Genomic DNA, 12,837 nt, shown 5'->3' with positions numbered 1-12,837 from the left:
CTCATACCGAAGCGGTGCCGGCATGCATGATGGCCCCCGCGATCGGGTATGATTTCACCATGTGTGGACGACTCAATCAAAATACGACGGCGCGTGAGCTGGCGTCGGCGATGGACTGGAGCGACGCGGTGTTCGACAGCGAGGCCGAGCCGCATCTGAATGTGGCGCCCGGCACTTACCGTCCCGTCATGCATGTGGATAATGGCGTGCGCCGCATCGACGATGTGTACTGGGGCTACCGCCCGGCCTGGGCCACCGCCGCCGCCGCCGTGCCGGGCAAAAAGAAACTCCCGATTGCCATCAATGCAAGGCTGGAAAAGCTGGGTGGCGCCTACTGGAAGCCCTTGCTGCGCGCAGGGCGCGGCATCGTCTGCGTCACGGGCTGGTATGAATGGACGGGTGAAAAAGGCAGGAAACAACCCTGGCATATCCACCGCAAGGACCGCGCGCCCCTATTTTTGCTGGCGCTGGCGCATTTCGGCCCCTATGTACACAACCGTGAAGAAGCCGGTTTTGTGCTGCTCACGGCCGACAGCCTGGGCGGCATGGTCGACATCCACGACCGCCGCCCTGTCGCCGTCAGCCGCGAAGATGCCTGGCGCTGGCTAGACCCCAACTTGACGCCCGACGCGGCGCTGCACCTGGCGCGCACCTGCATGCTGGCCACCGCATTGTTTGAATGGCATGTGGTGGACAATCCGCTGGTGCCGGCGGCAGGAGTCAAACCACCTCCACCGCCTTCAGCTCAAGCTTCTTTCGACTGGGATTGATCCAGGCGCGCCAAACGCCGCCACAGCGCTTCGAACGGCCCCTGTTTGAAATACCTGAGCCAGTACTGGCTCAGCACCACCTGCCCCGCCATGATCAGCATAGTCAAGCCCAGCATCCCGGCGGGGCTCAGGCGCGCGGCCCAGCCCAGGCCGGGGCCTTGCAGCAGCCAGGTGCCAATGAATGATTGCAGCAGATAATTTGTCAGCGCCATGCGCCCCACAGGCGCCAGCCAGGAACCCAGCCATTGCCGCATGAGCGGGCCGGCCAGCATCAGCGCCGCCACATAAGCCGCCGCCAGCAAGGGCCCGCCGATAAATAGCAGGATGCCCAATAGCGGTTCGTTAAACAGCGTCTGATAAGGGTACAAGGTTTGCCACAAGGTGGCGCTGGCGGACAGCAGATTGAAGGGCAAGCCCAGCCCCAGCCCGATCACGCAAACCCAGCGCCATACGTGACGGTGGCGCTGGGGCTGCACCAGCCAGCCGAAACGCACAGCCAATATACCCAGCAGGAACAGCGCGATGATATGCGGCAGCATCACGATGGCGTACAGCAGTTGCAGCGAATAATCGCGCACCCGCAGGGAGACCACGGCCCACAGTCCGCCTTGCGTGTAGGTCGCATAACGGTTGGCAAAGGTTTGCAGCTCTTCGGCAATATCTTGCGGCTTGAGGCTGGCGCCTACCGGATACAGCAGGCATATGAACAGGAGAAAACCGCCCGCGACCAGCCAGGCCCGGTTGCGCACGCGACTCAGCCGAGCGGCCGCCAGCGGCAGGATCAGCATGCCGGCCACCGCATACGAGGCCAGCACATCGCCGCTCCAGATCAAAAAACCGTGCAGCAAACCGCATACCAGCAGCCAGCGCAAACGCCGGCGATACGCTGCTTGCGCCGCCTGCCAGGTTCCCAATTGACGTTTCAATGAACGCGTCTGCAGCGCAAAACCGGCGCCGAACAGAAAAGCAAAGATGGGATAAAACTTCAGTTCGGCGAACGCCGCCACGAAAAAGATGGCGGCCTGGTCCAGCCAGGGCGCGTCGGGTGCCAGGGTGCCGTAACGCAGCGACAGCGTGCCCCAGGCAAAACCCCACACATTGACCAGCAGGATGCCAAACACGGCCAGGCCGCGCAGCACATCGAGCTGCAACAGGCGGCCGGTCTTGCTCTTCACCACTTAAGCGCGCAGGGTCGGGTAACCAGCCACAGTCAACTGGAAGCCGGCTTCATCCGATTGCAAACGCGCATGGCCACCAAACGGTAAAGTAACGCGGCGGCGGATATGGCCAAATTCCAGTCCCGTCAGCACCGGCACGGGCAGGCGTTCGCGCACATAGGCCAGCATGGCGTCGAAATCGTAACCGTTATCGAGCGGACTGAGTTTATAAGCAGAAAAATCGCCGAGCAGCACGGCTTGCTGGCGGCCGATCACGCCCGCGTGCAGCAATTGCAGCAGCATGCGTTCGACCCGGTACGGGTGTTCGTTGACGTCTTCCAGGAACAGGATGCCGCCCTCGATCTCGGGCAAATACGGCGTGCCCAGCAGATGCACCAGCATGGCCAGGTTGCCGCCCCACAGCTTGCCTTCCAGGTTCACGCGTGGATTATGCTCTGCAACGCCCGTCACCGTATGCGTGGGGCCGGCCAGGCAGTCCCACAGCTGCTGCTGGGTAAATTCGACCGGCTCGTCGCGGATGAAGTCGTCGCACACCATGGGGCCGGCAAAGCTGGCCCGGCCGGTTTTCGCCATCAAGCCCATGTGGAAAGCCGTGAAATCGCTATAACCGACAAACAGCTTGCCGCTATCGCTCATGGCCTGGAAATCGATCTCGGGCAAGATGCGGCTGATGCCGTAACTGCCGCGCAAGGCGATCACCACCTGCACCTCGGGATCGGCAGCGGCAGCGTTCAGTTGCGCCAGCCGCCCTGCTTCCGTGCCGCCGAAACGCTGGAATGTATGTGCCGGATCATAATAATTGTGGACGGTGGCGCCTTGCGCCTGCAGGCGGGCGATGCCGCGTGCCAATGCTGCTTCATCGGGCGCATAACCGCCGGGCGCCACGATGGCGATACCAATCTTGGGTGTCATCAAAATAAAATCCGGACGTAGGGAAAGAGGCCGCGCGCCTAGGCGAGCTGGGAGCGCAATTGCTCGGCCATCTTACCTTGCAGATGCATATCGATCAAGGCAAGCAGGCGCTCGATCAGCTGCGGCGGCATGTCGTGGCCCATGCCTTCGATCACTTCCAGGCGGGCGCCCGGAATCAGGGCCGCCGTATCGATGCCACAGGCCACGGGGATCAATGGATCGGCTGCGCCGTGGATGACCAGCGATGGGCAGCGTATGCTCTTCAAGAGTTCCGTGCGCTCGCCCGAGGCAGCAATCGCCACCATTTGCCGGGCCGCGCCTTCTGGGCAACTGCCGCGCTCCAGCGCCGCGGCGATACGCCGGTACAAGATTTTTTCAGCAATCGGATACGAGGGACTGCCGATCACTCGCACGGTGGCCAGCATATGGGCCATCACTTCGTCACGGCTGGCCTTGCGTTTCGGACCTTGCAGCAAGGCCAGCCTTGCTGCCCGCGTGGGACCGGGCAAGCCGCGCCGGCCACTGCTCGACATGATCGATGTGAGGCTCAGCACTTGCTCGGGCGCACGCGCCGCCATCACTTGGGCGATCATGCCGCCCATCGAGACGCCGATCACGTGCGCTGCTTCGATGCGCAGGGAGGCCAGCAAGGCTAGCGCGTCTTGCGCCATGTCATCGAGGGTGTAGGCACTTTTCAAAGGCCAGCCCACCAGGTTTTTCAGGTAGGCCAGCGGCAGATGCGGTTTGCCCGCCTGCGTCATCTTGCTCGACAGACCGGCGTCGCGGTTGTCAAAGCACAGCACATGAAAACCTTGCTCGACCAGCCCTTCGACGAAATCTTCCGGCCAGGCGATCAATTGCATGCCCAGCCCCATCACCAGTAGCACGCAGGGATCGCTAGGCTTGCCATGCGTTTCGTAGGCAAGATTGAGGCCATTGGCCATGATGGTTGCCATACTTGCCTTTCATCCATAAATAGCCCATCAGGGCCCTGGAATCAGCATAGCACCATTGTGGTCCAGCCATGGCGCCGCACGCGGCAGCCAGGCTGGGGTGTTGCAACTTGACTACGACTACTTGGCGCGAGGCAAACCCTCGGCCAGGTCCATCCACGCTTGCGGCTGGGTCTTGCCCCGCTCGCGCACGCCAAAGAAAGACAATACTTGCGTGCCTTCATAGTCGAAGAACTCGACCGAGGTCACGCCGCCACGCTTGACGATCCAGCCGCTGCGCAGCGCCGTATCGCGGATATGCAGATTGAAGTCAGGATCGAGCACATTGTAAAAGCCGCCGGCAGCCATGGTTTTTTCCACTTTGCCGCTATAAATCTGCGTCAAGCCTTCATTGCCCAGGAACACCATGATGGCGACCTTGTTCTTCGCTGCGCCCTCGAGCAGGCTGCGCAGCGCTTCCGGCGTCACGCGCTCGACCGCGCCGGCGGGCGCCAGGCGCAAGGCTTGTTCGCGCGACAAGTGGAATTCACGCATGATTTGCGCAAACTGGTGCACGTCCGTCATGTCTTTCCACGCCAGCTGGAATTCTTTCACGTCGATTTCGGCATCCGGCTTTTCAGCGGCTTTCGGCGCGGCGGCGACCACGTTCAGCTCGGCACTTTGTTCCGGCATGCGGAATTTGGCGACGATCTGCTCAAACACGGCCACGCCAGGCTCGTTGCGCAGGAAAATCTTGTGCACGGCCATGCCGTTGGCGTCAAAGAACTGCAGGCTGCGCGTCAGCTTGCCGTCGCGGCCGGGCTGGGCCACGGCAAATGCATATTTCCAGTTTTCAAAGTGGAAACGCAGGTCGATGGCGCCGCCCAGGTAGCCACCGGCGATATTGCGCTGGCGCGCTTCTTTTTCAGGGTCCTGCTTATTGTCGGCCTGGTCTGCCTGTTCGGACTTGTCGCCCGCCTGCTTGAATCTGCTGGCGGTGCCGGTGGTTTCGATCACGCCATTTTCATTGCGCGTGATCGCCTGCACCAGACCCAGGTCCAGCGCGGCGCGCATGATTTCGCGCGGCTGATTGCCATCGGCTTGCAGGCGCGTCACGCCCTTGCCGAGATTGGTCGCCAGCAATTGTGCTTCCGACACCCCCAGCGCGCGCGCCGCATCGCGGATCTGCAGCTTGGGCTGCTCTGCGCGCAGGGTGGACCAGCGTTCTGCCAGGTTGGCTGGGGTCGCGTATGCGTTTGCAATCAGCAGGCTGCCTAGCAGGGAAAGAACGAGATGGGATAACTTCATGAATAGTCCATTCTATAAAACATGGGAGGCAGCAAACGCCTCCCGGTTGGGAATTTAGTAATTGACGCTCAGGCTGGCGGCAATATTGCGGCCCGGTTTGGCATAGCGCTCGATTTCACTACGCGTGGCAAGCGTGGTGCCGGCCGGCAGCGAACGCGAGGCCGAGTAATCCCAGTACTTGCGGTCCGTCAGGTTGTACACGCCGAAGATCAGCTTGGCGTGCTGGTTGATGTTCCAATAGCTGGACAAGTCAAAGGTGGTGTACGACGGCACCTTGAAACGCGGCGTGGCCACGCCCGAGATCACATCGTCCGGCGCCTGCTTTTCACCGGCGTGCAAGGCCACCAGTTCCACGCCGAACAGCTGGTTCGTATGGTCATAGCCAAACGACAAGGCTGTCTTGGCCGGCGCCACCGACGCCAGGCCTGCCGTCTCGCCCGACAGGGTATTGTAGGCGCGGCCCTTGGCGATGCCGGTGGCCAGGTTGGCGTGGTAGCCCTGGAATCCCGGCAGCCAGGCGCCCAGATCGGCACGCAGGTTCAGCTCGCTACCCCAGGTGCGCGCATTGTCGATGTTTTCCGGACGGTACAGGCCATACACGATGGTCGGGAAATTGACCGGGTCCGGGGCTTGTATCACGTACTCGATCATATCCTTGTATTCGGTCTGGTAGACGGATACATTCATGCTCAAGCCCTTGGTGACATCGCCTTTGAGGCCCAGCTCGAAGGCCGTGCTGGTTTCCTTGCGCAAGTCGGCATTGCCCAGGATGGCGTAGCCATTGCCGGTGCCCGTATAGCTGAAGGAATCATAAGTGCCGGTACGCTCGGCAGCGGTGGGCAAGCGCGTGCCGCGCGTGGCGGTGGCGTAGGCGTCCAGTTGCGGCAGCACTTCCACCGACAGGCTCAGGCTGGGCGTAAAGTAACTTTCGCTTTCCTTGCGCACTTCCTTCGATGCGCCAGGCACGGCGATCAGGTAGTTTTGCAGGTTTTTGGGGTCCAGCTTGCGGTAGTCGCCGCGCAAGCCTGGCGTCAGGGTAGCTTTCTTGCCAGCCAGATTAAAGGTGTAATCGTCGCGCAGATACAGCGCCAGCTTGGTGGTATCGATATCGGCCATGCGGTTCTTGCGCGTGATCTGGTGTTCGCCGGTGGCGATCACGGTGCGGTCTTCCACCCAGGGGCGGCGCGACTGGGTCTGTTCCAGCTGCAAGCCATACACCAGGGCATTGTCGGCATTGACTTGTTTGAATGCTTCCGAAGTGATGCCCACGCTATTGTTGGTGAAGCTGGTGTCGATATTGCGGAAATACGGCTTGCCGCCCGTGATATAGCGGCCATGGGTTTTATCTTGCACCTTGGCGTCTTGCAGATACACTTTGGACGTCAGGCGATCGAACAGGGCAAAATCTTTCAAGACGATGTCATGGCCCAGGCTGATACGCGTGCGGCGCGTGACGGAATCCTGCTTCACGCCGTCCGGATACGAGGCGCTGATCTTGTTGTCGACTTCGCGCTGGTTCATGCGCTCGAACATGTCCACGGTCAAGTCCAGCTTTTGTTCGCCCGGCAAGGCCCACACCAGCTTGGACAGCAAGGCGTTCGAGTGCCAGTCGTCCGGATTGACGGTAGTGTCGCCCCGGCTTTCAGTCTGCTTGCCATCGCGGCGCACGTACACGGCCAGGCCTTGCAGGCTGGTCCCGATCTTGGCCGCGCCCGTCACGGTGTGGGCGTTGCTGCGGTTCGAGGTCGTGCGGCCGAATTTATAGCCGGCATAATAATCCTGCCCTGGCCCCAGATAATCTTCAGGCGACTTGGTGATGAAGGCCACGCTGCCGCCCAGGCCAGGATTGTTGGCGCCAACGGACGTCGTGCCCGAATCGATGCGCACTTCGCGGAACGTTTCCGGATCAAAATAATCACGGCCGGTAGCAAACGCGTTCAGGGTCGTGCCATCCGGTTTCGGGGCTGCATCCGGCAGCGAGATGCCATCGACGTCCAGGCTGACGCGGTTGCCTTCCATGCCACGGATGTTGTAGCCGGTATTGCCCGAACCATCCCACACGTTGCCGCTGCCCGAGGCGGCTGCCGGCGCGCTGATCAAGGGCAGATAACGCACCACGCCGCCCATGTCCGTCACGCCCTGGCGTTCCAGGTCGGTGCTGCTGATCACGGTCTTGGTGCCGGCGCGGCGTTCATATTCCTGCTTGCCGCTGACGACGATTTCCGGGAAGGTCGGCAGCTTGGCCGGCTCCTGGGCAGCCGTGCCGGCATTGACGGCAGCGCTGGTTTGGGCGTGGACGGGCAACAAGGGCGTGGCAAACAGCCCCAGCAAGGCGGCGCGCAGCACCAGATTATGGCGGCGCGCAGGCGTTGTTTTAATGGAAATATCGGTGGCAGCGTAACGCTGCAGATGCACTGGTGTCATGATGATCCGGTCTAAGAGTAAAGGCTGGCTCTTGAACCCGGATCGACAAAGTGACGCGAGGAAAGTTTGCTGGCAAAACAATACTGTAACACGAATCATTCTCATTTGAGAATGGGCATATCGTCTATTCAGATGTTATTTAGCAACAGTGGGGGGGGGGAAACCGCCAGCCTGAACGGCTGGCGCAAAGACTTATTTTGCTGCCAAGATTTATTTGGCTACCAGGCGGGCTGCCGCCTGTGCGCGGCGGCGCTCGACAAAAAAACGCTTCAGGAAGGCGCCGCACTCGTCGGCCATCACCCCGCCGCTGATCGCCGTCTGGTGGTTCAGCGCGGCCTGTTCGAACAGGTTCAGCACGGAGCCGCAAGCGCCTGTTTTCGGGTCGCTGGCGCCAAACACCACGCGCGACAGGCGCGCATGCAGCATGGCGCCCGAACACATCACGCACGGTTCCAGCGTCACATACAACTCACAGCCAGGCAAGCGATAGTTGCCCAGCTTCTCGGCGGCGGCGCGCAAGGCCTGGATTTCTGCGTGCGCAGTCGGGTCGTGGCGGCCGATAGGCTGGTTGTAGCCGACCGCGATCACGGCCCCATCCTTGACGACGACGGCGCCCACCGGCACTTCACCCAGGTCCCACGCGTGCTGCGCCTGCTCCAGCGCCAGCTGCATAAAACCGGCGTCGGCGCCGTTATCCTGCATCTCAGTCATTCGTCACTTCTGCCCAGCAATTCGGGGTTTCATGCAAGACCAGCTTATGCAGGTGCAAGCCGGTGCCGAAATGGTCGGTAAAGGCAGCTTTCAGGATCTCGAAAGCGATGCGGGCCAGGTTTTCCACGGTGGGAATGCGGTCGATGACAACCGTCTTGTGATCCGGCAAGCTGGCCAGGAAGTCGCGCACCGTCACATCCTTTTCATACACCAGGAAGGCGTGGTCCCAGACATCGACCAGATGCTGCTTGGCCAGGGTTTTCACGTCGGAAAAATCCATGATCATGCCATTGTCGGAATTGCCTTCGGCTTCGATGACATTGCCAACCAGGGTGATTTCTACCGTGTAGCGATGGCCGTGCAGGTTGCGGCACTGGCTTTTATGGTCGGGAATGCGGTGGCCCGCGTCGAATTCGAGCTTGCGTGTAATAGTCAGCATAGTTTTTATATTAAGGAATTTGCAACAGTTTATGGGTTTGCAGGCTCAGCTTCCACTTCGGGTTGCTTTTGCATGTCTCGATGGCCAGCTTCATATTGTGCGCGGCCAGCGGACCGTCCATGGCTTGCACGAAGAAATTCTCGAAATCGAGTTGTTCGTAGGCAGCCAGGTCTTGCTGGAATTGGGGTATCACCACCTTGATCTCGTTACCCTTGTGCACCACCAGGGTGGAACCCATCTTCGGGCTGACGCAGATCCAGTCCACGCCTGCCGGCACCGGCAAGGTGCCGTTGGTTTCGATGGCGATGGTAAAGCCGACCGCATGCATGGCGGCGATCAGGGCCGTGTCGAGCTGCAACAGCGGCTCGCCGCCCGTAAACACCACGTATTTGCTGGCGGTATATTTTTCCGGCCACAGGCTGTTGATCAGCTCGGCCAGTTCCTGCGGCGTCTTGAACTTGCCGCCGCGTTCACCGTCCGTGCCGACGAAGTCGGTATCGCAAAACTGGCAGACGGCCGTGGCACGGTCGCTTTCGCGGCCGGTCCACAGATTGCAGCCTGAAAAACGGCAGAATACGGCCGGCCGGCCCGCGTGCGCGCCTTCGCCCTGCAGCGTGTAAAAAATCTCTTTGATGCTATAAGTCACTGTATTTCCTAAGAGCTGGCTGGCGCCACCGCGCGGGCGGGCACATGAATACGGGGGCCGCGCAGGGCAAGCCGGGGCCGCAAAAGCCGATTGACAACCCTCTATTATAAGCGTGCACAGGGCTTCCCGTGCAAATACGGGCCGCCCGCCTGGCAAGACCCTTGTAGCTGTCACGCCACAGACAGACGAATAATCCCGAAGTTTTTGCGTTTAGACAATATAAATATCCTTAAGTTAATATATTTTCAAACGATGGTATTTCCTGTTGGAAAAACAATCGGGGAGCAAGAACATGCTGCAATGCAAGGCACAGCTGAGCAACCACCTTTGCCTCTTCGTCTGCGCGGCAGCCACCGGCCTGGCGTTTGCCACCGGACAAGCTGGGGACGCCGATGCCCAGTGGCCGTCCGGCGACGCCGATCTGTTCAACCTCGTCACCTTCTGTGCCGTCCTGCTGGGTCTGCTCGCCTTGCTGCTGCTATGGCGCCAGCGCCAGCTGAACGGTGTCCATCTCAGGCTGCACCGTTTAAAACGTGAGCAGCGGCAATTATGTGAACAGGAACGTGAGCAGGAGCGGCGGCGCATCGGCCGCGATATCCACGACGACCTGGGCCAACATTTGCTGACCCTGAAGATGGATCTGGCGTTGCTGCAAAAAAACGCGCACGGGGCCTACCCGCTGCTGGCGCAGCAACTGGCCATGATGGTGCAGAATGTGGACCTGAGCATCGCTTCGCTGCGCTGTGTCATCGACGACTTGCGCCCTCCCGCGCTGGCACAGGGCTTGACTGTGGCCTGCAGCACCTTGCTGGCTGAATTCTCGCGCGTCAGCGGCATCGGCTACGACTGCGCGCTGGGCCAGGAGGATGCCGGCCAAGCCCAGTCCCTAAGCAGCCGGCATGACGCCCTGCTCTACCGCGTGCTGCAGGAAGCGCTGGCCAATATCGCCCGCCATACCCGCGCCACGCGCGTCAAGGTCAGGCTGGCACGCCTGTGCGACGACGCCTTGCATCTCGACATCACGGACAATGGCATCGGCCTGCCCGCCAGTCCCGGACCAGGAGGCAGCGGCCTGGCCGGCATGCGCGAGCGCCTGGCAGCCGCCGGTGGCACGCTGGAGATCGGCACGCAGCCAGGCGGCGGTACGCATATCCACCTGACATTGCCGCCCGGCACATCGTCCATCATTGAAAATATTGCTCATTATCAATAACAAAAGCGGCCGGCGCTGCATCATGGCCCTCTCGTTCCCGACACCGCCTCAGCCAGACACCTCACATCCTATGCCCAATGCCGATGAAGGACCCGCTCATGCCGGATAGCCACGCAAGCCTGCCTGGTAGCGCTACGCCGCACGCCGCAGCACATGGTTTTGCCGTGCAGATGATGGAAATGCTGGTCGTGCCCACCTTTGTGCTGGATGCGGCCGGCAAGGTAATCATCTGGAACCGCGCCTGCGAGCGGCTGACCGGCGTGCCGGCCAAGGAAGTGCTGGGCACGGACCGGCACTGGCGCTGCTTCTATGTGCGCGAACGCCCGACCCTGGCCGACTTGCTGCTTACCGGGCGCGGTAGCGACTTGCACGCCTTGTATCAACAGCAGCAATACCGCAATAGCACGGGCAACAATCTGTGCGCCGAAAACTGGTGCGACATGCCGCGCACGGGCCGGCGCCGTTATCTGGCAGTCGACGCCAGTCCCATCCTTGACAGCAGCGGTGCACTGGTGGCGGTGGTGGAAACCCTGCGCGACATGACCGATGAAAAGCGCGCCCAGGTGGCGCTGGAACGGCTGGCCACGCGCGACGGCCTGACGGGACTGGCCAATCGCCGCTGCTTCGACGACACCCTGCACGCCGAATGGCAGCGCGCCCTGCGCCAGGACCAGCCGTTATCCTTGCTGATGGTCGATGTCGACAATTTCAAGCAGTACAACGATAGCCACGGCCATGTCAAAGGCGACCAGTGCCTGCGCAAGGTGGCCGGCGCCGTCTCGGGCGAAATGCGCGCCAACGACCTGGTGGCCCGCTATGGCGGTGAAGAATTTGCCGTGATCCTGCCCAACCAGCAGCTCAAGGGCGCGGCCATCGTTGCCGAACGCATACGCCGTCGCGTGGAACGGCTGCAACTGCCACGCGGCACTGGCGGCGATTCCAGCGCCACGGTCACGGTCAGTATAGGCGCCGCCACCGCCCTGCCCGGCCCGGGAACCGAGCTGGGCCAGCTGATCCATACGGCCGACAGCGCCCTGTACCGCGCCAAGCACCTGGGCCGCAACCGCATCAGCCTGCCGGAAACGCCATCCATCCCCGAAAGTGCTTGACGATGGAGAACGATCGTTCTACCATCTGCGCATGGATAACACAGATACACCCTCCTCTGCCCGCCAGAGCCTGCTCGACGCGACCGAAGCGCTGATTTACGCCGGCGGCATCAACGCCACCGGCATGGACGCCATCGTCAAGGCGTCCGGCGTCGCCCGCAAAACCATTTACCGCCATTTCGCCACCAAGGATGCCCTGGTGGCGCAGGCGTTACGCGAGCGCGATGCGCGCTGGATGCGCTGGTTTAGCGAAGAAACTTGCCGCGCTGAACCGGGCCCGGCACGCCTGCTGGCCAGCTTTGACGCCTTGTCATCCTGGTTCGCCACTCCCGGCTTTCGCGGCTGCGCCTTCATCAATGCGGCCGGCGAGACCGGCGACCCGGCGGACCCCATCCGCATCGTGGCGCGCGAACACAAGGCCAGCCTGCGCGCCTTTTTGCTGCAACTGGCCATCGAAGCATACATAGCCGACGCTGACGCCCTGGCCGGCGCCTGGCTGATCCTGATCGATGGCGCCATCAGCGTGGCGCTGGTCACGGGCGACCTGCAGGCGGCCCGCCGCGCGCAAGCCATGGCGCGCTGCCTGCTACCCACATTTTTTGCTCCCACCACCAAGGAATTGCCATGAACGACATCACACTGCGCCCGCCGCTGCCGCCGTTTACACGCGAGAGCGCCATCGAAAAAGTCCGCCTGGCCGAAGATGGCTGGAACAGCCGCGATGCGTCCAGGGTCGCGCTGGCCTACAGCCTGGACACCCGCTGGCGCAACCGTGCCGAATTTGCCGTCAACCGCGACGAAGCACGCGCCTTCCTGGAGCGCAAATGGAACAGGGAACTCGATTACCGCCTGATCAAGGAACTCTGGGCTTATACCGACAACCGCATCGCCGTGCGCTACGCCTATGAATGGCATGACGACGCCGGCAACTGGTACCGCTCGTATGGCAATGAGAACTGGGAATTCGGCCCTGACGGTTTGATGACGAAGCGCCACGCTTCCATCAACGATATGCCGATCAAGGCGGGCGAACGCCTGTTTCACTGGCCGCTGGGACGCCGCCCTGACGACCATCCGGGATTGTCGGCATTGGGCTTGTAAGCTAAACGCCACGGCAAGATGGCGGCCGCGCCATCTTGCACTATGCACAGTCTTGCAGATATCCTATGTGTTGCAACCCGTTCAACAACAGGAG

General features: G+C 61.5%; 13 protein-coding genes. 5 read left to right on the top strand and 8 right to left on the bottom strand.

The window, feature by feature from the left end:
• The first annotated feature begins 59 nt into the window (after positions 1-59).
• On the top strand, positions 60-770 hold the full coding sequence (locus tag HDE72_RS03325; RefSeq protein WP_183737315.1) for an SOS response-associated peptidase: 711 nt from the start codon (positions 60-62) through the stop codon (positions 768-770).
• On the opposite strand, the gene HDE72_RS03320 is transcribed toward HDE72_RS03325, so the two are convergent.
• The 8 genes from HDE72_RS03320 to queE form a co-directional block, all read right to left on the bottom strand.
• Entirely contained in the window at positions 746-1,945 is a 1,200-nt protein-coding gene (locus HDE72_RS03320; RefSeq protein WP_311735192.1) for a DUF418 domain-containing protein, read from the bottom strand. The genes HDE72_RS03325 and HDE72_RS03320 overlap by 25 nt on opposite strands.
• Positions 1,946-1,948: 3 nt before the next feature.
• Positions 1,949-2,863 (bottom strand): muramoyltetrapeptide carboxypeptidase, encoded by a 915-nt coding sequence (gene ldcA, locus HDE72_RS03315; protein ID WP_183737313.1) that lies wholly within the window; start codon positions 2,861-2,863, stop codon positions 1,949-1,951.
• Between the two features lie 35 nt (positions 2,864-2,898).
• Positions 2,899-3,816: an alpha/beta fold hydrolase gene (locus HDE72_RS03310; RefSeq protein ID WP_183737312.1), complete on the bottom strand. Its 918-nt coding sequence runs from the start codon at positions 3,814-3,816 to the stop codon at positions 2,899-2,901.
• 117 nt (positions 3,817-3,933) lie between these two features.
• Positions 3,934-5,100: a hemin-degrading factor gene (locus tag HDE72_RS03305; RefSeq protein WP_183737311.1), complete on the bottom strand. Its 1,167-nt coding sequence runs from the start codon at positions 5,098-5,100 to the stop codon at positions 3,934-3,936.
• A gap of 54 nt (positions 5,101-5,154) precedes the next feature.
• Entirely contained in the window at positions 5,155-7,524 is a 2,370-nt protein-coding gene (locus HDE72_RS03300; protein WP_183737310.1) for a TonB-dependent hemoglobin/transferrin/lactoferrin family receptor, read from the bottom strand.
• A 210-nt stretch (positions 7,525-7,734) separates the two neighbouring features.
• Positions 7,735-8,235, bottom strand: coding sequence for a tRNA adenosine(34) deaminase TadA (gene tadA / locus HDE72_RS03295; RefSeq protein ID WP_183737309.1), 501 nt, complete (start codon positions 8,233-8,235; stop codon positions 7,735-7,737).
• Entirely contained in the window at positions 8,228-8,674 is a 447-nt protein-coding gene (queD, locus tag HDE72_RS03290) for a 6-carboxytetrahydropterin synthase QueD (protein WP_183737308.1), read from the bottom strand. Before queD ends, tadA begins: the two co-directional genes overlap by 8 nt.
• A 10-nt stretch (positions 8,675-8,684) precedes the next feature.
• A complete protein-coding gene (gene queE, locus HDE72_RS03285) occupies positions 8,685-9,320 on the bottom strand; it encodes a 7-carboxy-7-deazaguanine synthase (protein ID WP_183737307.1) in 636 nt (211 codons plus the stop codon).
• A 292-nt stretch (positions 9,321-9,612) separates the two neighbouring features.
• Here queE and HDE72_RS03280 point away from each other — a divergent pair, with 292 nt between their 5' ends.
• The 4 genes from HDE72_RS03280 to HDE72_RS03265 all read left to right on the top strand — a co-directional run bounded on the left by HDE72_RS03280 (position 9,613) and on the right by HDE72_RS03265 (position 12,743).
• Entirely contained in the window at positions 9,613-10,533 is a 921-nt protein-coding gene (locus HDE72_RS03280) for a sensor histidine kinase (protein WP_183737306.1), read from the top strand.
• 98 nt (positions 10,534-10,631) lie between these two features.
• On the top strand, positions 10,632-11,642 hold the full coding sequence (locus HDE72_RS03275) for a sensor domain-containing diguanylate cyclase (protein WP_183737305.1): 1,011 nt from the start codon (positions 10,632-10,634) through the stop codon (positions 11,640-11,642).
• Positions 11,643-11,673: 31 nt separating this feature from the next.
• Entirely contained in the window at positions 11,674-12,270 is a 597-nt protein-coding gene (locus HDE72_RS03270) for a TetR/AcrR family transcriptional regulator (RefSeq protein ID WP_183737304.1), read from the top strand.
• Positions 12,267-12,743, top strand: coding sequence for a nuclear transport factor 2 family protein (locus HDE72_RS03265; RefSeq protein WP_183737303.1), 477 nt, complete (start codon positions 12,267-12,269; stop codon positions 12,741-12,743). Before HDE72_RS03270 ends, HDE72_RS03265 begins: the two co-directional genes overlap by 4 nt.
• Positions 12,744-12,837: the final 94 nt, after the last annotated feature.

This window comes from Janthinobacterium saanense (assembly GCF_014200675.1).
GTDB lineage: Bacteria > Pseudomonadota > Gammaproteobacteria > Burkholderiales > Burkholderiaceae_D > Janthinobacterium.
This window is presented reverse-complemented; position numbering and strand designations above follow the sequence as displayed.